The following is a 20799-nucleotide window of genomic DNA, read 5'->3' as shown; positions in this document are numbered from 1 at the left end:
TTATTTTGCTTGCGCAGGCGTATTATTGTCCTCGTGTAGCACTCAAGAGGCTTTGACCAACTTCACATAAAACACCTTCTGCAGATAAATAAGACTGACCCCGCATAATAGTATCAGGACCAAAAATCCCATCCAGGCCAGGCTGTAGCTTCCGGTCCGGTCATAGATCAAGTTGGTGACTAATGGCCCAGTGGTGGCGCCGGTGATCATGGTGATGTTGACTAAGCCATAGACGTTGCCAAAGTCCTTGCTGCCAAAAAAGCTGCCGGTGAGGTAGGCGTTGCCTACCGTGGACATGGAGGCTGCCATGCCTATCAGTATGGAGGAAGCCAGGGCAATGGGGAGGGCTGCTGCGTTCAGATAGCCCACCATGGTGATGGCCAGGGCGGCAGTCGCGATCAGGATGCCGCCTCTGGCACCAAGCCAGTCGAAGATGGCGCCCAGACTCAGCTTGCCTACGAGCATGCCCAGTGCCTGGACGGAGAACATCAGGGCGGCAAATTCAGCGGTATAGCCAATTTCGCGGAAATAGGCCACAATAGTCAATTGGGAGCCGCCTATGACCACGCAAAGCAGGAACATGGTGACAAAGAACAGCCAGAACGCTGGCATGGCTTTTAGCTCGGACAGGGTGAGCCCTGGAGTGGCGATGCTTCCTGGTGAGGCTTGGGGGGGTGCGGAGGTTTGAGGATCTGTGGGGATTTCTGGATTCGTAGGGCTTTGAGAGTCCGTAAGGCTGGAGGCGCTTGAATTAGGGGATAGTCCAAGTGGGGACAGTCCCGCATCAGATGGGGAGCGGGTGGCGAGCTTTGTGACAAGCGGCAGACAAATGAGGAGGATGAGGGCGCCGCTGAAAAGGTAGCCCATTTGCCAGCCCCAGCCCACGATCACTTTGGTGATGATGGGGGAGAGGAGGGCGGTGCCTATGCCGCTGCCGGCGGCGACGAGGCCAAGGGCGAAGCCGCGGCGTGCCACGAACCACTGGTTGACGAGGAGGGAACCCGCGAGGTTTGAGCTGCCCACAAACCCGGGTCCGAGGAGGACGGCCAGGGCGTAGAAGTGCCAGGTGGCGCGGGCGGCGGAAAAGGCTGCAAAGACGAGGCCGGCCCACAGGACAAACAGGGTCATGCTGCGCTTCAGGGATTTGCTGCGGCTGAGGACTTTGCCCACCCAGGCGGAGGAGGCGGCCGCAGAGAGCCCTACCAAGGTCAGGGTCAGGGTGAACTCGCCGCGGCTGATACCCAGGGATTGTGATACGGGCAGCACAAAGAGGCTGTGGCAGCTCATAATGATGGAAAAGCTCACAGCCATGAGCATGAAGCCCAGGAAGACGATCCACCAGCCGTAGAAGAAAGCGGGTTTTGGTGCTCTGCTGATGTGCTGTGCGCGCTGTCCGCGCCGCTTGTTAGACACCGTTCAGAGCCTCTGTCAATGCCTCCGCCGATTTGATGATCCGGTAAAGGGCTTCGTTGACGGGTGTGGGCACATTATACTGGGCACCAAGGGCCATGATGGCGCCGCTGAGCATTTCTACCTCGGTTTTACGTCCATTCTCCAGGTCATTGAGCATGGACGGGCGGCTGCCCGGCGGCATGGCCATCAGGACTTTGTCCCAGTTTTCCAGGTCTTTTTCGGACAAATGGATGCCGTTCTTTTCGGTGATCCGGATCAGCTCCCACATGGCTGAGCGCATCAGCGCGTGGGCTTCCGGGATGGTCTGAAACGCGCCAAACCCTCCGCGCACTACCGCAGAGGCCTGGTTGATGCCTACGTTGACCATGAATTTGTACCAGAGTTCCCGCTGCATGTTCTCAGGGATGTTGTAGGAAATGCCCACCTTGTCGAAAAAGGCCGCTACCGACTGGACCTCTTCCTTGATTTCAGTGTTGATCGCATAGCCAAAGCTGATGGTGCCGTATTGAGTAAAGCGGATGCGGTTTTGGTCCCTTGCGCCGTCAATGCTCATGACGAGGCCGTAGAGGACTTTTTCGTGGCCGAAGGCTTCCGCCAGGCGGGCTTCACTGGTGATGCCGTTCATCAGTGAGAGGATCAGGGTTTGGGGGCCAACAAAGGGTGTCATGTCCTGGATGGCCTCAGTCAGCCCGTAGTCTTTGACTGCGACCAGGATGAGGTCTGCGGCTTGAGGCTCTGGGGCTTCAGGATCCGCCAGGTTGAAATCATAGCGCTGGTCGTTGATGATCAGGCCATCTTGCTTGTAGCGATGTTTGCGATTCCCTCGGGCCAGGATGCGCAGGCATGTGGGATCGTGGTCTGCTATTTTTTTTGCGTAGGCGCCGCCAACGGCGCCGGTACCGCAGATTAATAGGTTTTGGATGGGTTTTACGGTTGCTGATGGTTCTGAGGGTGATGAAGGCATTTTGGTTGTCATAGAGATTGGTCCTCCTGTATAGGCTATGGAATCATTCGCGGGGCGAATTTTATAATATGTTTATGTGTAATATTACCACGAGGAGGGGTGGGGAAGAAAGGGGGAGGCTGGAAATTGTGAAAAAATGCAAAATGCCGTTGAGGTGGGGGGTTATTTTGGTGTGGGACAGGGACGCACCGCGCGTCCCTGTCCCACACCGCGCGTCCCCATTTCAAATAAAGCAAAAGTAAAGCCAGCGCCAAGCGCGACATCGCATTTTTCGTGATGTCACGCTGGCACTGGCTTATTGTATGCGTAAAATATTACCGTGTACTACGCCAAATTTTCCTTTATGCTTCTTGGACTCAACCACCTGAGAAGGTTGAGCATGGAACCTGCCTTATCGTTGGTTCCGGAAAGCCGCGCGCCCCCAAAAGGCTGCTGACCGACGACCGCCCCGGTAGGACGGACGTTGATGTAAAAATTGCCGGCGCTGTGCGTTAGTGCCTCATTAGCCAACTGAATGGCATAGGGGTCTCTGGCAAAAATGGAGCCTGTAAGTCCATATTTTGAGGTCGTATCACATAATTTGAGCGTCTCTTCGAAAGCTTCGTCCTCGTAAAGATAAACCGTCAAAACAGGACCAAAGATTTCTTCCTGCATAGTGACGAAATGTGGATTTTCAGTCAGGATCACCGTGGGCTCTACGAAGTAACCCTTGTCACCGGAGCACCCGCCGCCAGCTATGATTTTGGCATCTTCAGCGTTTTTTGCAGCCTGGATGTAGCCTTTGATATTGTTGAAGGACTTTTCGTCAATGACAGCGCCCATAAAAGTATCAAACACTTCGACGTTGCCTATTTTGATTTTGTCAATCTCAGCCATCAAGGCGTCCTGTACCTGTGGCCACAGACTCTTCGGCACATAAGTCCTGGAAGCTGCCGAGCACTTTTGTCCCTGATATTCGAAGGCGCCCTCGGCGAGGCCATGGGCAACGGTTTTAGGATCTGCGCTGCTGTGGACGACGACAAAGTTCTTTCCGCCGGTTTCGCCCACCAGACGAGGAAAGGTTCTGTAGCTGTCAAGCTGACTGCCAACGGTTTTCCAGATGGTCTGGAAGACCTTGGTTGAACCTGTAAAATGAACCCCGCTCATTGATTCGTGCCCAAGAATGACTTCACTGATCTCGCTGGCATCCCCCGGAAGGAAGTTGATGACCCCCGCAGGCAGTCCAGCTGCTTCGTAGAGCTTATAGACCACATAAGCAGAGTAAACCGCGGTTGAAGCCGGCTTTAGAAGCACTGTGTTACCGCAGATGGCAGGCGCAGCCGCCAGGTTACTGCCGATGGCTGTGAAATTAAACGGTGCAACAGCAAACACAAAGCCTTCCAGTGGCCTGTAATCCGTCTTATTCCATGCGCTGAGCCCTGAAATAGGCTGATCTGCATACAAATTGCTCAGGCAATGGGCATTGAATCTCATGAAATCAACGAGCTCACATGCCGCGTCAATTTCAGCTTGCTTAAAAGTTTTACTTTGGTTGAGCATGGTAGCAGCGTTCAGCTTAGCTCTCCACGGCCCTGCAGCCAGCTCGGCGGCCTTCAGGAAAATGGCCACTCTGGAGGACCAAGGCAGTCTCTCCCATTTCTTTTTGGCTTCGAGGGCTGCTTCAATGGCGAGGACTGCTTCGCGACGGCCAGCTTTATGATAATGCCCTAAAACATGCTTGTGATCATGTGGCATCACACAGGCCGCCGTATTACCGGTCTTAATTTCTTTACCGCCGATAATAACGGGGATCTCAATATTTTCGGATTTCATCCTTTCCAATTCGCGTTGAAGCTCAATGCGCTCAGGGCTTCCAGGCAAATAGCTTTTAACAGGCTCGTTGACGAAAGGGTTCACTTTGGGGCTATGGAACTGCATTTATTAGACCTCCTCTTTAGCTTGTTCTGGCTGTAGTGATTCTGTCAGAATCAGCATAGTAAATGTTTCGAGCATACCTTCGATTTTTAGTAAAGCATCATGCAGCTGAGTCATCTGATCGGTGACGCTGGCTCTGATGCGAAGCATCATGCACCACTGTCCGGTGATACGATAGCATTTTTCAATTTTTAATCCCTTAACTTGGATCGACATGACTCTTTGCATTATGTCATTGAAGTCCGTAGTTTTTACGTTCATGAAAACAAAGGCACGAATGCCTTGTCCGGCAGCACCCCAATCGATTTCTGCAGAGTAACCTTTTATGATGCCGCTGGCTTCCAGCTTAGAAATGCGTTGATGAATAGCAGGCCGCGACAGGTTAAGCCGCTTGCCAATTTCTTCATGAGTCAGTCGTCCGTTGTGTTCGAGTAGTTCTAAAATTTTAAGATCGAGGTTGTCCATGGAAGTCCCTCCTTGAGTAGACTGTAAGATAAAACGAAGGCAAAAGCAACTAATAGTTTGTAAAAATGGATAATTCAAACGATGTGTCACAGACGAGGCTGGAGCGACCTTGTTAAAGATCCATTTTCTTTCGAAACGTAAGTAAGGTTTGGTTCGGCCCAGTCCCCAACCACGCGCCCCTGTCCCCGACCAAACAGCATGTCCATTTCTAAAAGCCAGCAAATACTTCCCGCGCCTTTTCCTGTTCTTCAATAAAAAAAAGCCACGTCAGCGACATGGCTTTTCTCCTTTGGTTAAACCTTCAGTTAAACGTCACATGCGTCCCCGCCTTGCCCTCCAGCGCCTCAACCGCCTTGTACAGCGACGTGATGATGGCCCTCTTGGACGGATTGGCCCGCACGAAGCGGATAGCGGCCTCGACCTTTGGCAGCATGCTGCCCGGCGCGAACTGCCCTTCGTCCACATACTGCGCGGCTTCCAGCAGCGTCATGTGATCCAGGTTCTTCTGGTCCGGCTTGTTGAAGTTGATGGCGACCTTCTCCACCTCCGTGAGGATCAGCAGGATGTCCGCGCCCACGTCCTCGGCCAGGCGCTCCGCTGCCAGGTCCTTGTCAATAACCGCCGCGACCCCCTCAAAGGTACCGTCCAGGTGCTCGATCACTGGAACGCCGCCACCGCCCACGGTGATGACAATAGTCGTATCCCACAAGCGGATCACAGAGTCCAGCTCCACGATCTTGCGCGGCATTGGCGACGCGACGACCCTGCGCCAGCCCCGTCCTGCGTCTTCCTTCATGACATAGCCTTTTTCCGCCATGAGCTGCTTGGCTTCCTCTTCCGAATAGAAGGGGCCAATAGGCTTCGTAGGATTCTGGAACGCCGGGTCGTTCTTTTCGACGACGACCTGCGTCACCAGCGACACCACCGGAATGTTCTTGTTTCTTTTATTCAAAGCATACTTCAGGCCCTGCTGGATGTGATAACCAATGTAACCCTGGCTCATGGCCCCGCAGACGTCAAACGGCATGGCGGGCGTGACCTCCCTGGCAGTTTCTGAAGCCAGGAGAATGCGGCCCACTTGCGGCCCGTTGCCATGGGCAATTGCGATTTCGTAGCCCCTGCAGCTGATCTCCGCAAGGTAATCACAGGTTTTCTTGACGACCTCGAGCTGAGCCTCGGCAGTTGCCGGGCTGCCGGGCTCCTGAAGCGCGTTGCCTCCTAATGCAATGACCACTTTTCTGGCGTTACTCATTCATGACGGGCGGCTGGTGGGGAAGCGCCCTTCTCTCCTTTCGACAAACGGAATTTGAGATGCGGGTTACAGGGTAATTGTATACCCTACGTACTTCCATTATACGCAATCAAAGGTTGTGAGGATATGACGATTTAAAATAATTCCTTTTGCCGATGGTTGTAGTCAAACAACATTAAGCAACCTCATTTCAGGTCTATAGTAGGGTGTTGCGTTGGTGAGGGTGACCATCGGCAAATTTTGTTGAGATTTGAAATTTCGAAACTGGGGTGAAATACTTAAAAAAAGGATGGGAGGCGCGCTATGATCCATAATTTTGAGTGTGTTTAACTGGTTTGGGGTAACAATGCCTTGTAGCTGTGAAATGTAGCTTCAAGCTGGAAAAAATACTTTTCACTCATGAATTATAGGGGGGCTTTAAAATGTCCGTAGGTGTTTATGTCAATTTTGACGGCAATTGCCAGGAAGCAGTCGAATTTTACGCCGCCGTCTTCGAAACGGAGCAGCCGGTCTTTATGACCTTTGATATGGGGCCTCAGGACCCGGCCTATCCAGTGCCTGAGGAAGCCAAAGGCCGCATCATGCACACCAACCTGTTGATTGAAGGCGACCTCGTCATGTTCTCTGATACTTTCCCGGGAATGCCTTTTACGGTAGGCAACAACTTGAGTCTGATCGTTCAATCCGTAAGCAAGGAAAACCTCACAAAGTATTTTGAGCGCCTCAGTGAGGACGGCAATGTGGAAATGCCGCTGCAGCAGACTTTCTGGAGTGAGCTCTACGGAAATGTGACAGACAAATATGGCATTGGCTGGCAGTTCAGCTATGACGAAAACCTGAAATAGAATCAAAATTCAACGAAAAATCCCTGCCTTAGCGGGGATTTTTTTTGGGTATAAGCAAAGAGGGAGACGCCGCGCCTCCTTAATGGTCGCTGGCACAGTGCACCCACATTTGCTATAATGAGTCAATCCAATTAATCATCTAAGGAGGGTCACACCCCATGGATAAAAAGAAAATAGTTGAGCTCGCCATAAACGCCGGCGCCCGGGATGCCAGGTTCATCACTGCCAAGGCCATCCACACCGCCGCCTGGGTGGCCATGAAGTGCCGCTTTGGCTGCGGTCACTACGGGAAAAGCCTGTGCTGTCCGCCTCACGCGCCCACCTATCTGGAAATGCGGGAGGTTCTGAAGGACTATTCCTACGCCGTGCTGCTCCAGTGCAATACCCTGGAGGAGACCACGCCACTGGCCCTTGAGCTGGAGCGTGCCCTGTTCAAGCAAGGCTATCACAAGGCGATTGGTCTGGGGGCAGGGAAGTGCGAGCTCTGCGCGGAATGCACCCTGGAGGGCTGCACCCATCCCGGCGAGGCCCGGCCGTCCATGGAAGCCTGCGGGATTGACGTTATGGCAACGGTGAAGGCAAGCGGCATACAAATCGTGAGTTTTGCCGATGGTGACCCTTCCCCAGCCGCCGCAGATTCTGACGATGCACTCTATTTTGGCTATGGATTGGTTTTGGTCGACTGACCATCGGCATAATCTTTTTAAATTTTGGAGGTAAAGCTTGAAAAACCTGAAGTACTGGATCATGCTCATCCTGGCCAGCTTGTTCTGGGCGGGGAACTACATAGTTGGAAAAGCGGTGGTGGCGCAGGTGACGCCTTTCCAGCTGACCTTTGTGCGGTGGCTGTTTTCGGCGGTGCTCCTGGTGCTCATAGCCCAGGTCGTCGAGCGGCCAAAGTGGCGGGAAGTATTCCGGTCCTGGCCCATCCTGCTGTTTCTGGCTTTCAACGGGCTTATAGGCTACAACATGGCTCTGTACACGGCCCTGACGTACACCACGCCAGTGAACGCGTCTCTGGTGAGCGCCCTGAACCCGGCGCTGATGGTGGCGGTGTCTTCGGTGGTGCTGCGGGAGTCTCTGTCGAGGCTGCAAAAGCTTGGGATTGTCTTCTCGCTGTCCGGCGTTCTTCTGATCCTGACCCAGGGGAGTCTCGCGCGGCTGGCGGCCCTCGACTTCAACCGGGGGGACCTTTTGATGCTGATCGCCATTTCGGTGTGGACGGTGTATTCTATTGTAGGAAAGCGGCTGAAGGACATTCGTCCTATTACGGCCAGCGCGGCGGCGGCGGTGCTTGCCACTGTGGCTATGCTGCCGGGGATGCTCCTTCAGGCTGGGACGCCCATAGTGCTCAATACCGCTGGTCTTCTCAGTGTCGCTTATATTGTCGTGTTTCCCTCCGTGGGGTCGCTTATGTTCTGGAATCTCTCAGTCCGGGAAATTGGGGCGGCTACGGCGGGGGTCACCCTCAACCTCATCCCGGTGTTTACGTCGTTTATTACCGTGTTGATGGGGGAAGCCATTACGCTGACGCAAATAGTTGGGGGACTGATGGTGTTTGCCGGGGTCTATACGACCAGCGGCCTTTTGGAGGGGCAGCTTAGGAAAGGCAGGGAAAAGGGGCGTGAAGCAGTGTGAGTGAAAATATGCTGACTTATATTTCGAACGCCGGTGTGATGCTGTCGCTTAACGGGAAAAAAATCCTGATTGATCCGCTGACCACACCGGACAATCAGATTTATGTGGACACTGAGCCGGGGATCCGAGGGGCGCTGCTGCAGAACGCGGCGCCGTATAATGACGTGGATGTGGTGCTGGTGAGTCATCATCACAGAGATCATTTTCATGCGGAGAGTATGCTGCAGCTATTGAAGGCCCAGCCTGGATCTCAGCTGGTATCGACGCCGGAGGTGGTGCGGCGGGTGCTGGAGGCGGCGGAAGGAGAAGCTGCAGGTGGGGACTGGGCCGGCTTGAACATGAATGCTGGCACGCCTCTGAGCCTTGACCGGCTGAGGGTGGTTGACCTGGCGACAGGGGAGGCCGCGGCCCTTGAGATTTCCGGTGTGAAGCTTCAAGTCTTCAGGACCCTCCATGACGGGGAGGACTATGCGGAGGTGCCCAACCTGATGTTTGTCATTGAGTGTGGTATGGTGGTGGCACATCTTGGAGACAGCGCGCCTGTGCCTCAGAACTTTGCTGGTGCTGCGTTTGCTGATGCTATAGCCCGTCAGCCCATTGACCTGCTCATTGCCAACTTCCCGTACATTGCGATTCCCGCTGCGCGAAAGCTGGTGGCGGAGATGCTTAAGCCCGCAGCCCTTGCTGTGGTGCATTTTCCGGATCCGTATAAGGAAGCTGCCCGTTGGGCTACAGTAGCCAAGAAGAGCTTCGCCAGGGTGCAGGAAAACTATTTGCCGGCGGTGCTTTTGGAAACGCTGGGGGAGTGCGTCGCGCTGCCACTTGAGGAAGGAATATAATAAAGAATAGGAAAAGCTGCACCGGTCGTGGACTGGTGCAGCTTTTCCTATGGATAGCGAAGAGCGGAAAACGAACACACTCTTTTTTGTAATGAGGAAACTTTTGCTGTTTGCAAAGGAGGGGAAATATGTCTTCTTGGTTTTAATCGCTACTTGAGGCAATTCTAATTTTTTAGAATTGAGATAACCATTCAAGTAGTTTTTGATAAGAATGGATTCCTGCTTCGTTGTTCAAATCCCTGTCAAAGTCATGGTTTAGTCCGTAAACCGTAAATAAGGTTGAGTTTGGTATTGTTTTACTGAGCTCCTTGGAGGCTTTAAAAGGCACATCTTCGTCTGTTGTGCTTGCGGCAAGGAAAGTAGGCGGAAGGATGGATAGTTCATTATCAGATAAGGCATAGTCCAAAACTTGATCGTTTTCATTCAATAGAAAGTTGAGCCATGTGCCGCTCTGGCGTGCATATAGATATAACGCAAAGCGTTGTTCGATCGGTGCATAGGCGATTGGATCAGGTTTAATCAGACTTTGAACCGTTCTATCATCTACGTGGAGAAAGGAAAGGTAATGCTTGCTTGGTGTTCTAAAATTTATTAAATCAAGTGATGCATAACCATAATAGGCAGAAATGGCTTCAGGCGCCTGGTGTTCAGTCATTTGGATTCGGCTTGCAGCCAGCAGACATAAATATGCACCTGCTGAACGGCCAAAGAGAACATACTTGTTGTCGGATAGCTGTAGTGTTGTCTTCGCATGTTGGGTAAACCATAAAATCGCCTTAATAACGGTGTCTATGATGACAGACAAACGGCTTTCTGGTGCAAGTGGATAGTCAAAACTGATGAGATTGTGACCTGCACGGGTCAGCAACTGTATATAAGCTTCCGGTAGATCATCCCTGGTGCCATATAACAGGCCGCCTCCGTGAAAGTATAGAATTGTTGGTTTTGAAGGTGACGACACCTCTGCTGTGCGATAAAGATCAGCAAAAAGGTTTATACCTGAGAAGGTTTGAAATGAATAGGTTTCAGCTGTAATCAACTTAAATACTCCTTTGTCAAAATCTCATCAATTTAAATAAGCGTCCTGCAATTTGCAGTTGAAGCCGCTGTTCAGGATTTTCAAAATCCAGATTAAGCATCTCTTCAATCTTATCAATTCGGTACCGTATAGTTTTTGGATGTAGAAATAATTTTTTTGCAGTTTCTGCCAAACTTTGCTGAGTGTCAAGATAAACTTGAAGTGTTTCCATAAGGTCCTCGTTTTTCTTTTTAAACTCTATAATTTTTGGTGAAATATAGTTTTGCAGATCATTCAAACGATCATCATTCAAGAAAAGTTTATAAATGCCTAAATCATCATAGCAAAGAATAGCGTTGCTGTGATGAAACAGTTTTAAAATTTTCTGTGTATCAATGCATTCTTTATAAGCGCTTGATATTCCAGTGCTGTGAATTGCAGTACTGATGGCCAATTGATAATAGAAGGATTTATCAGAATGGTTGTAAATGTCATCCATTAAATTGCGTAAGTAGACAATATCAAAGTCTCTTTGCGTTTCTTCATAATTAATGATCAACACGATACTGCTATCTTTTTCCAAATAAACTGAATGGAGCCAATGAGATTGAAGGTTGAGGGTGAATTTTCTAATAAGATCTTGAATACCATGATTGTTTTCATCTTCTGGGTGCTCTTTGAAAGGATAAACTTCTGCCAATATCACACGGTAACTATTGTAGTTTGATAAATCCAATGTTTGAAGTAATTCGACTTCACCTTCTGCGGAATAAACTCTTCGATTTAAGAGATCCGAAACAAGATTGTTTTTATGGTGAAGTTTATCCTGATAGACGGCATATTTCTTTAACAGCTCCATCTGAAGATAGCGAACTGCATTTTCAATGACCATAAAATCTTCAGGCGTAACTTTATGATCATTTTCATGAATAATCAGGTCTACTTTATCGTTTCCAAGGTTGGGAATGTTGACGCAAAGCTGACTGCATTTGTAGGGAGGGTTTAGATTAGGATAGATAATGATTTGTCGTTCATATTCGAAAGTAATATATCGCTTTTGGGGAAGGGCTTCTGAGCGAATAATCCGGTATGGCAACTCTTCTGACTGCGTCGTCGTCAATGTTGAAGCTGTGCGATTGATTAAGGTTACATCCCGGCTCAAAAGATTTTTGAATTCTTTTAGAACGTCGGTAAGTGATGGCTTTTTCAGTGCCAGAGAAGTGAGCTCGTTGTGAATGTCATAGTATCGATTCAACAGTGAAACGTTATCGTTGATAATGGGTCCCAATATTTCTAAAATAATGGATTCGTACTTTACCTCTTTATTGATTCGAATCAAAGGGATTGAATAAGTGTCGCACAAAGAGATAACTTCATCCGGTATACGCTCCAGCAATCGATCGATTTTAATGATCAGTGCACTGATCATAATCTGCTGCAGCTTCTCAAAAAAAAGCTGTAAGTCATCCGAAGATAAATTTTGCATTGCATAATAACTCGAAAGAATGACTTGTCCATCTTTTCCCCAGTTTTCAATATCTGTAGCTTCCAGCACCATAACGCCCAATACAGAGCGCCCCAATCCCTCGCGTCCGGCAAGCAAAACGGCATTTCGCAGTGAATCAATAGTTAAAATATCCCTTACTTGCATTGGGACACCTCCTTGAGTGAAAAATCTTATAGGTATTATCCCTGATGGATAAAATACAGGACATAGGTTTAGTACTGAGCGCAAATGAAAGATTGTTAAATCATTGTTATACTCATGATATCAGATTTATGGAGGGATTCCAATGTTATACACTGTAGTTAAAGCGAATAACTATCAGGATTCTATTAGCCTCATGCTTCTTACCAACGCCATCAATGCACTGCCTGGTGTCGACAGAAGCTCAATAATGATGGGTACCGAAGCAAACAAGAATATCTTTGAGAATGCAGGCATGCTGACGCAAGAAGCAAAAATGGCAAACCCGAATGATATGGTCATTGTCATTGATGCTGAAAGCGGGGATACAGTGGATGAAGTGCTTGCTGAAGTTGACAAGTTTATCAATCAGCTGTCAGTTAAGAAGGAAGGAAAGAACGTAGAGCATGCGACGAATTGGTCAAAAGCAATGGAGATGATGCCGGATGCCAATCTGGCCGTGTTTTCCATACCTGGCGAGTATGCTGCTGAAGAAATCGACAAAGCTTTGGATCTGGGTCTGAATGTATTTTCATTTAGCGACAATATTCCACTCGAGGATGAGGTCGCTCTTAAAAACAAGGCCAAAGAAAAGGGTCTGCTTCTAATGGGGCCAGATTGCGGCACAGGGATGATTTCAAGCATTCCAATAGCTTTCACTAATATCATCAGGCCTGGAAATATCGGCATAGCGGCGGCGTCAGGGACTGGGATCCAAGAGGTTGCAACAATGATAGACCGCTTGGGCGGCGGAATTGTCCATGCCATTGGTACTGGCGGCAGAGACTTAAATGAAGCAGTTGGTGGAATTTCGATGAAGGACGCGATCTTAGCGCTGGAAAATCATGACCCAACGGATGTGATTGTCGTTATTTCGAAGCCGCCTTCTAAGTGGGTCAGAGACGAAGTTGTCGAATTGCTGCAAAGCATTTCAAAGCCTGTTGTAGCGATCTTCCTGGGCGAGAAACCTGAGCATCATATTGGAAAGGTTCATCTTGCTTACACTTTGGAAGAGGCCGCTCGAATGGCATATGATCTTTCTGTTGGAAAGCCAGTTCAAAAAAATTATACGGATCAGTCAGTTGAGCACACTGGTTCTAAGTTGCAGGAGAATCAAGTGATTAAAGGTCTTTACTCAGGCGGAACGCTGGCGGCCGAGGCAGCAATGCTGATTTCAGAAGCATTGGAGCTTGGTGGTTTGACAAAGGGTGAAGGCTTTTTGTTAAAGGCCGGCGGTCACGAGGTGCTTGATCTCGGTGACGATATGTATACCCAAGGAAAGCCGCACCCAATGATTGATCCGGAAGTTAGAATTCACAAAATAAAGGAATATGCTTCGTTAGAAGATACGGGTGTTATACTCCTGGATGTAGTTTTGGGTTATGGCGCACATCCCGATATGGCTGGAACTCTGGCGCCAGTTATTTCAACTTCACTTGAAAAAGCAAAGGAATTATCTCGCGATTTGTATTTTGTCGCTTCTATCTGTGGTACGAGAAATGACCCTCAGGGTTATGACGAGGCCGTTCAAACACTTAAGAGTGCTGGTGCCATAGTTTGCGAAAGTAATGCGGAGGCCGTTAAGACGGCGCTGAGCCTCAAAGGCATCGTTTTAAAGGTTACAGAGAGGACAACTGTGCCATATGGAGGGCCTACGAAGCAGCTTTCCGCCCCAAGTGAGGCTGTTATGGACTTGATAAATTCTAAACCGAGGATTATCAATATTGGTGTAGAGAGCTTCAATGATTCTGTCATCTCGAATGGTGCAACTGCGATTCAGTTTGACTGGAAGCCAGCTGCAGGTGGAAATAAGAAACTGATTAAAATTCTCAATAAATTGAATCAAATATCCTGGATTAACGACGAAAATATGAAAGTTGTCGAGCTGATGAAAAATGGACAGCCGTTCCTGGTGGATGTCATTCCAGCCCGATCGGAAATTGAAGTGCTGAATCAAAAGGTTCTGCTGCATGCTGGCCCGCCAATTGTCTACAAAGATATGACAGGCCCTATGCAAGGTTCATGTATTGGCGCGGTTCTGTTTGAAGGCTGGGCAGATAGTGAGCAAGATGCAGTCGCAATGCTCGAACGCGGCGAAGTTAAATTTGTGCCATGCCACCATGTCAACGCCGTAGGACCTATGGGCGGCATTACCTCTGGCAGCATGCCAGTTCTGAAAATCATAAACAGACTGGACAATACGGTTGCATACTGCACTATGAATGAGGGCATTGGAAAAGTACTCAGGTTTGGAGCTTATTCAGATGAAGTCATTCAAAGGCTTAAATGGATGAGAGACACTTTGGGGCCGGTTCTCAGTAAGGCGCTTCAGACTTCAGAAACAGGCGTTAACCTGAATGTCATAGTAGCTAAGGCGATTACAATGGGCGACGAATTCCATCAGCGTAATATCGCAGCCAGCCTTAATTTCTTAAAAGAAGTGACGCCAATGATTCTAAAGGCTGATCTCAGCAATAGTGAAAAAACCGAAGTCATTGAATTCTTGGCCGCGACTGATCAGTTCTTCCTCAATATCATGATGGCCATTGGCAAATCTGTAGTGGATTGTGCACGCAAACACACTCAGGGGACTATCGTTACCACGATGACCCGAAATGGCCGTGAGTTTGGCATCCGGATCAGTGGTATGGGGGATACTTGGTTTACCGCTCCGGTCAATACACCTAATGGTCTGTACTTTACAGGTTACAGTTCAGAGGACGCAAATCCGGATATTGGAGACAGTGCCATTACTGAGACTATTGGTGTCGGTGCAATGGCAATGATCGCAGCGCCTGGAGTGACCCGGTTTGTTGGTGCAGGTGGTTTTGAAGATGCCCTGAAAGTATCGAATGAGATGGATGAGATTTGTGTTGCCAACAACCCCAACTATGCGATACCGACTTGGGATTTTAAAGGTGCCAGTTTAGGCATTGATATTCGAAAAGTCGTCGAAACAGGTATAACGCCGCTGATCAATACAGGCATTGCCCACAAAAAAGCGGGAATTGGTCAAGTTGGTGCAGGCACTGTAAGAGCTCCGCTTGCGTGCTTTGAAAAAGCACTTGAGGCATATGCACATCATTTGGGGATAGAGGTGGTAGATCACGAGCGAGATTAATATCATCCGTGGGACAAAAAGCAGCTTTTTGTCCCAGTTGCTCCCCAATCAGCTGCACGGTCAAGTGCAGCACGTGTTCAAAAAAAGCATAAATCTTGAACTGAATGGGAAGATGATCCATGTAGGATCTGATCCGGTAAAGCTTTCAAGCTTTGGCTGCGTTCCAGATGCAGACACCTTGAATATCATTTTAGAGAAAGTGAGTCCAGGAGATCTTGTGACTTATCAAAACCAAATTTTAAGGCTCTATGGACGCGAAATCATCACTTTAAATCTGAGCCAGTTTGAAGAGATAGATCTTAGTCTTCCCAGCTGCAACACCTCTTGCCATGACATCATAGAGGCTCTCCTTTTGGTGTTTCGCGGGAAAGAGTTTTATAAGCATATTGGCATCTTAAAAGATGATAAGTTTCAAAGACACGCAGATGCGTTGCGTCAGTCCCGCACACTTCAAGACGGTCAGACATTGGAGGCGGTAAGGTATTTTGTCGGGCGGGGAGCCGGTCTCACACCGAGTGGTGATGATCTGCTCACAGGATTCCTTATCGCGTTGAAATGGTATGCCTGCTCTGAAGCTTTTGAATTCATTTTATATCAGGTTGGGTTCCATCAGACGACCGCTGTCAGTGAAGCCTATCTTCATGCTGCCATGAACGGATACATCAGTTATCCTGTCAAAGGTATGCTTGAGGCATCCATGTCAAGAGACGTGGATCAAATTAAGTTTTGGATTGATCAGATTTCTGCTTTAGGTCATACCTCAGGCTATGATTTATTACTGGGGATAAAATATGGACTTGAGCACATTCAGAGGAGGATTAAGCATGGAACATCCTGAAAAGAATAACTTGTTGAGTAAACGCTTTGAAGCAATTCCTGTATCGGAACGTTACTGGTGGAAAATTGTGGCGTTCAGTTTCTTTGGTTGGATTCTGATGTATGCGGATAGAACTATTTTAAATCCAGTCATGGGAAATATTGCGGAACAATTTAATCTTTCTAACGCGCAGCTTGGCCTGGTCAACAGTGTCTTTTTCCTTTCCTATGCAGCAACACAAATACCTTTTGGGGCGCTCGGGGACAAAATTGGGAGAAAAGTCGTCATTTCAGTTGGATTTATACTTTTCGGGATAACGACGTATTTCAGCGGTGTGGTCTCTGCTTTTGGAGTTTTTATGATTTTTCGAGCTATTACAGGGATTGGGGAAGCGGCATACTATGGTCCACAATATGCTTTGTCAACTGAATCCATCCCTACAAAGAAATTAACACTTGGAACGGCGATCATCAACAGTGGAATGGCGTTTGGTACCTCAGGCGGCTACTTGTTGTCCAGTAAATTGGTCCTTGAAAATGGCGCGCACTGGAGTCAACCGTTTATTATTATGTCGATTCCTACAGTTCTCTTTGGTATTCTGTTTTTCTTCTTCATCAAAGAAAAAGTCGTGCGCCCTGAAGATCAGCATAAAATGACCCTTCAGAACGCGAAAGATCAAACAAACAATCTTTTGAATACAAAGCCATCAGAGAAGCTTTCTTTCATGACGCTAATTAAAAATAGAAATTTGCTGTGTGCTTTTATTCTCTGCTTCTGCTCGATTTATGCAAACTTTGTCATCATTACATGGCTTCCGAGATTCCTTCAAGTAGAGCGTGGATTTGCAGGCACCAGTGTTGGATTTATCTCTTCTCTGGTACCTTGGGCGTCTATTCCTGGTGCACTGCTGCTCGCCTATCTATCAGATAAATACAAAGTTACAAAGAAGTTTGTATTTGCCCTCGTGCCATTAGCATTGATTTCAACATTCGGTATCGCATTTGTCACAGACCGTACGCTATTGATCGCGGTTTTGATTCTGTATGGTTTAACAGGCAAACTGGCTCTGGATCCGATTTTGGTTGCTTTTGTCACTAAAAATGCGCCTAAGAGCTCTCTTTCAACGACCCTGAGTGCCTACAACTTCGTAGGGATGTCTGGCTCGATTCTGGCACCTTATGTCACAGGATTTCTTGCTGATCAGCTGGGCAGTATGAAAGTAGGCTTCTATCTTGCTGCTGGGCTCCTTTTGATAGGCATGATTGTCTTCAGTTTCTCAAAAGAGGAACAGACGAATGCAGCTTAGTGATCTAAGTTTAAAGCTTCTTATGAACAGTTAAAGCTTAAAATTGTAAGTTCTAAAGGAAACTCAGGCATGGATACACTAAATAACGAAGGTGGCGGACTATGAGCGAGAAAAAAAGTATGACTTTGAAAATAATGTGTTCAATGGTAGCTGGGATTTTTTTTGGATCCGTTTTCCAGGAAGGCGCACAAGCCGTAAGGATATTGGGCGACATTTTTCTTCGGATGATTCAAATGGCTATCGTTCCGCTGATTCTGGGTCAGATTATTGAGTCGGTTGGAGGACTGAATCCAAAAGAACTCGGTAAACTTGGGGTTAAAACCGTCATGATCTTTTCTGTTTCGTCATATCTTGCCGCTGCATTTGGTATCTTTATGGGGGTAATGCTTAAGCCTGGACTCGGGCTTCAGATGACGCAGACAACCATACAACAAAGCTCTGCGAATCAGCTTCTTTCTTTGAATGAAACCGTTCTTGGTTTCTTTCCAAAAAATATATTTCAGTCCATGGCAGAAGGCAACATAGTCCAAATCATTGTCTTTGCTCTGCTCTTTGGGATCGCGTTGAGCTATAGCCGCCTGGAAGGCAAAGGTGAGTCAATTTATGAGGGGATTAAACATCTCAATGCCATCATTATAAAAATGATATATCTGGTGATGCGGCTTGCACCGCTTGGAATTTTTTCGCTGGTGGCCTCCACGATTGGTGAACTTGGGCTTGAGGTGATTTTGCCACTCGTGAAGTATCTGTTGGTGTATGGGGTTGCTACTTTTCTTTTCCTGGGATTGTGGTTTATCGTTGCAAGCCTGTACACAAAAATTAAAGTGCTGAATCTGATCAAGGGGATGACGCAAATGTCCTTTATGGCGCTGGCGACGACATCCTCTGCGGTGACGCTGCCTACGGCCATGAAGGATGCTTCAGAAAAGCTCAGAATCAGCGAACGCATTAATAAACTCGTTCTGCCTCTTGGCATGTCTTTGAACAGCAACGGCTCCGCCATGCACATGGCAATTACGGTCGTAACCATTTCGCAGTTCTGGGATGTGGAGTATTCTATAGCTACCTATTTTTATATCGCAGGGCTTGCAATGATCCTGTCCTTGGCAAATGCAGTAGTGCCTGGCGCTGGTCTCGTTTCGCTGGCAATCATTCTGCCCCAGATGAATTTACCTTTAGAAAGTATAGCTTTTTTTGCTGGCGTTGAATGGTTTGTCGGGATGTTAAGAACAATTTTGAATGTGGATTCAGATGTATTTACGGCACTTTTAGTTGCTAAAAGCGAAAATGAAATTGCGCAAACCTCATAAATTTCCAGGGTAACCGCAACAATAAACTGCACGTGATGAAGTTCGAAGTTCAGAAGTTATTCAATCTTTGGAGACAGAATTGCCTTTAACACTGAGTGAACTAAATTAGATTAAATTCCTGTAAGTCAGGAATCCATTTGTTGCTCAGCTTAGGCGTGGAAAGGAGAAACAGTGTGCTAAAAATCGTTGTCGCACTCGGTGGAAATGCACTTGGAAATACACCTCAGGAACAATTGGAGCTCGTTCGTCAGACGGCTAAACCTATCGTTGACTTGGTCGCTGCTGGTCATCAAGTTGTACTAGCGCATGGGAATGGTCCGCAAGTTGGTATGATCAACCTGGCAATGCAATATGCTGCTGAAGCTGGCGCAAACACACCTGAAATGCCTTTTCCTGAGTGTGGTGCCATGAGTCAGGGATATATAGGGTATCATCTTCAGAACGCTCTGAGAGAAGAGCTTGTTAGAAGAGGGCTTAGGAAACCGGTCGCAGCAATATCGACTCAAGTGATCGTATCGGAAGAAGATCAGGCTTTTCAAACCCCAACAAAACCGATCGGAAGTTTCTATTCAGAGGATAGGGCGAAGAGACTCGAATTGGATAAAGGCTGGTCTATGGTTGAGGATGCAGGCCGTGGCTGGCGCAGGGTTGTACCTTCGCCAAAGCCGCTGGATATCGTTGAAAAAGAGAGCATAATGAAACTTGTTGAGGCAAATCACCTGGTGATTGCCGTTGGTGGGGGCGGCATTCCTGTTGTTAAAGACGGCGAAAAGCTCCTTGGGGTTGCAGCAGTTATCGATAAGGATTTCGCGAGTGCCAAGCTTGCAGAGTTAATTGATGCTGACTATTTAATTATTTTGACGGCAGTGGACAAAGTTGCAATTAATTTTGGTAAGTCTGATGAGAAATGGCTGGACGAGTTGGATTTGAATATGACGCATCAATACATTTGTGAAGGCCATTTTGCGCCAGGATCTATGCTTCCAAAGATTCAGGCAGCTATTCAGTTTGCTTCGTCAAAACCGGGCAGAAAAACCCTGATAACCTCACTGGAACGCGCAATAGATGGCATTGAAGGCAGAACGGGTACGTTGATAAAAGCTTAGCTATGAGGGCTTATTATTGGATTCTGTCTTGAATACTTTCAACTAAAAATGCCCAGGTGAGTCGGTAATCTACATTGGTTTCGAAAGTGAAGCTCTATGTGGTGCGGTCGGAATCACCACCATCTTTTCATTACGCAAAGAGGAATAATTATATACAAAAACAGAAAAGCTGCACCGGTGTGACTGGTGCAGCTTTTGCTATTGAAAGCGAAGCGCGGAAAACGCATGTGTTTACCGCATTCACCCCATCTTTCGGGCCTTGTACTTACCCCTGGCGCTTCATCCCTTCACCGGCTTCAGATCCAGCTCGCCCCAAAGTCCCATCCGGTCGTCCTGGATTACAATGACCCCTTTGATTCCTGGGATGCCTGCGGCGAAGGCCACGGCGGCATCTATATCCTCAGGAGTACTGACCCGGTTGGCAGTGGCCGTTGCTACAGCATCTGCCAAAGCAGGGTTCTTTGAGAGGATGACGGCGGCATGAGCCTTACCAAAGCTGAGAGAATGGCCAAAGCGACCTGAAGAGGTACAAATGCCCAAGGGGGTGTCCTCAGGTTTTACGTTGAGGGCTAATCGGTTTGAGAGCGGTGAATCCCCGGCATAGACGAGGACTCGCCTTTCCGTGGAGAGGGTGAGATAGAGGTCCCCGCCGTTTTCGACAATCACGTCTGGACTAAACTGACGCAGATAGACGCCAACGGCTTCCGCAATGGTCCCCGCAACAGCTGCCATAGGGCCCACGCCTGCCAGCTGTGCTGCGGCCTTCATCCTTGCCGCCAGTGGTCCGTCATCCGGGCGCGGTGCAAGGGGCACCAAGCTTTCCAGGAAATCCGGCTCCCGCAGGAGCTGCGCACTCAGCTGCGCCCGGCAGTCCGCCAGAACCGCTTGAACGTCCGTCTCTGAAATGTCGTTTGTCACGTATAGCTCAAGGTCGGATTCGTCCATGGTGACATTGAAGCGCTTCAGCGGATTCGTCAGATGGCTGCCCGTCCAGTCGCGGTAGAAACGGAGTTCATAGTGGTGGCGGGATGGCGTAGAAGGCTCACTTGAGGATCTTGTGGGAGGTTGGATAAAGTGACCATCGGCAGACCCCATTCTTTTCAT

The 20799-nt window shown here is 48.4% G+C and carries 17 protein-coding genes; 9 read left to right on the top strand and 8 right to left on the bottom strand.

Annotation, left to right across the window (positions count from 1 at the left end; translation table 11 throughout):
• Positions 1-42: 42 nt before the first annotated feature.
• From BLP63_RS09165 to arcC (BLP63_RS09145), 5 genes are all read right to left on the bottom strand, one after another.
• On the bottom strand, positions 43-1413 hold the full coding sequence (locus BLP63_RS09165; RefSeq protein ID WP_092590787.1) for an MFS transporter: 1371 nt from the start codon (positions 1411-1413) through the stop codon (positions 43-45).
• Positions 1406-2389 carry a ketopantoate reductase family protein gene (locus BLP63_RS09160; RefSeq protein ID WP_092590785.1) on the bottom strand — a complete coding sequence of 328 codons (984 nt, stop codon included), beginning with the start codon at positions 2387-2389 and terminating at the stop codon, positions 1406-1408. The genes BLP63_RS09165 and BLP63_RS09160 overlap by 8 nt, the downstream gene beginning before the upstream one ends.
• 312 nt (positions 2390-2701) lie before the next feature.
• Positions 2702-4294: an L-glutamate gamma-semialdehyde dehydrogenase gene (pruA, locus tag BLP63_RS09155; protein ID WP_092590783.1), complete on the bottom strand. Its 1593-nt coding sequence runs from the start codon at positions 4292-4294 to the stop codon at positions 2702-2704.
• A gap of 3 nt (positions 4295-4297) precedes the next feature.
• Positions 4298-4756, bottom strand: a complete 459-nt coding sequence (locus BLP63_RS09150; protein WP_092590781.1) for an Lrp/AsnC family transcriptional regulator — start codon at positions 4754-4756, stop codon at positions 4298-4300.
• 301 nt (positions 4757-5057) lie between these two features.
• Positions 5058-6008, bottom strand: a complete 951-nt coding sequence (arcC, locus tag BLP63_RS09145) for a carbamate kinase (RefSeq protein ID WP_092590779.1) — start codon at positions 6006-6008, stop codon at positions 5058-5060.
• A 422-nt stretch (positions 6009-6430) separates the two neighbouring features.
• Here arcC (BLP63_RS09145) and BLP63_RS09140 point away from each other — a divergent pair, with 422 nt between their 5' ends.
• The 4 genes from BLP63_RS09140 to BLP63_RS09125 all read left to right on the top strand — a co-directional run bounded on the left by BLP63_RS09140 (position 6431) and on the right by BLP63_RS09125 (position 9330).
• Positions 6431-6853 carry a VOC family protein gene (locus tag BLP63_RS09140; protein ID WP_092590777.1) on the top strand — a complete coding sequence of 141 codons (423 nt, stop codon included), beginning with the start codon at positions 6431-6433 and terminating at the stop codon, positions 6851-6853.
• 158 nt (positions 6854-7011) lie between these two features.
• A complete protein-coding gene (locus tag BLP63_RS09135; RefSeq protein ID WP_092590775.1) occupies positions 7012-7539 on the top strand; it encodes a DUF2284 domain-containing protein in 528 nt (175 codons plus the stop codon).
• 37 nt (positions 7540-7576) lie between these two features.
• The gene (locus BLP63_RS09130; RefSeq protein ID WP_207646444.1) at positions 7577-8491 is read left to right on the top strand and encodes a DMT family transporter; all 915 of its coding nucleotides are present in this window, start codon (positions 7577-7579) and stop codon (positions 8489-8491) included.
• Complete coding sequence (locus tag BLP63_RS09125; protein WP_092590773.1) at positions 8488-9330, top strand: MBL fold metallo-hydrolase; 843 nt, start codon at positions 8488-8490, stop codon at positions 9328-9330. The genes BLP63_RS09130 and BLP63_RS09125 overlap by 4 nt, the downstream gene beginning before the upstream one ends.
• Positions 9331-9502: 172 nt before the next feature.
• Here the strand turns inward: BLP63_RS09125 and BLP63_RS09120 are convergent, their stop codons facing one another.
• Entirely contained in the window at positions 9503-10369 is an 867-nt protein-coding gene (locus tag BLP63_RS09120) for an alpha/beta hydrolase (RefSeq protein WP_092590771.1), read from the bottom strand.
• A gap of 16 nt (positions 10370-10385) precedes the next feature.
• Positions 10386-11999 (bottom strand): PucR family transcriptional regulator, encoded by a 1614-nt coding sequence (locus BLP63_RS09115; RefSeq protein ID WP_092590769.1) that lies wholly within the window; start codon positions 11997-11999, stop codon positions 10386-10388.
• Between the two features lie 142 nt (positions 12000-12141).
• Here BLP63_RS09115 and fdrA point away from each other — a divergent pair, with 142 nt between their 5' ends.
• The 5 genes from fdrA to arcC (BLP63_RS09090) all read left to right on the top strand — a co-directional run bounded on the left by fdrA (position 12142) and on the right by arcC (BLP63_RS09090) (position 19695).
• The gene (fdrA, locus tag BLP63_RS09110; protein WP_092590767.1) at positions 12142-15156 is read left to right on the top strand and encodes a bifunctional FdrA/YlbE family protein; all 3015 of its coding nucleotides are present in this window, start codon (positions 12142-12144) and stop codon (positions 15154-15156) included.
• A gap of 178 nt (positions 15157-15334) precedes the next feature.
• Positions 15335-15994 (top strand): DUF2877 domain-containing protein, encoded by a 660-nt coding sequence (locus BLP63_RS09105; RefSeq protein WP_170829383.1) that lies wholly within the window; start codon positions 15335-15337, stop codon positions 15992-15994.
• Complete coding sequence (locus BLP63_RS09100) at positions 15981-17279, top strand: MFS transporter (RefSeq protein ID WP_092590764.1); 1299 nt, start codon at positions 15981-15983, stop codon at positions 17277-17279. Before BLP63_RS09105 ends, BLP63_RS09100 begins: the two co-directional genes overlap by 14 nt.
• A gap of 101 nt (positions 17280-17380) precedes the next feature.
• The gene (locus tag BLP63_RS09095) at positions 17381-18589 is read left to right on the top strand and encodes a dicarboxylate/amino acid:cation symporter (protein WP_092590762.1); all 1209 of its coding nucleotides are present in this window, start codon (positions 17381-17383) and stop codon (positions 18587-18589) included.
• 173 nt (positions 18590-18762) lie between these two features.
• Complete coding sequence (arcC, locus tag BLP63_RS09090; protein ID WP_092590760.1) at positions 18763-19695, top strand: carbamate kinase; 933 nt, start codon at positions 18763-18765, stop codon at positions 19693-19695.
• Between the two features lie 279 nt (positions 19696-19974).
• Here the strand turns inward: arcC (BLP63_RS09090) and BLP63_RS09085 are convergent, their stop codons facing one another.
• The gene (locus BLP63_RS09085; protein WP_242870859.1) at positions 19975-20799 is read right to left on the bottom strand and encodes a UPF0280 family protein; all 825 of its coding nucleotides are present in this window, start codon (positions 20797-20799) and stop codon (positions 19975-19977) included.

This window comes from Acidaminobacter hydrogenoformans DSM 2784, assembly GCF_900103005.1.
GTDB classification, from domain to species: domain Bacteria; phylum Bacillota; class Clostridia; order Peptostreptococcales; family Acidaminobacteraceae; genus Acidaminobacter; species Acidaminobacter hydrogenoformans.
This window is presented reverse-complemented; position numbering and strand designations above follow the sequence as displayed.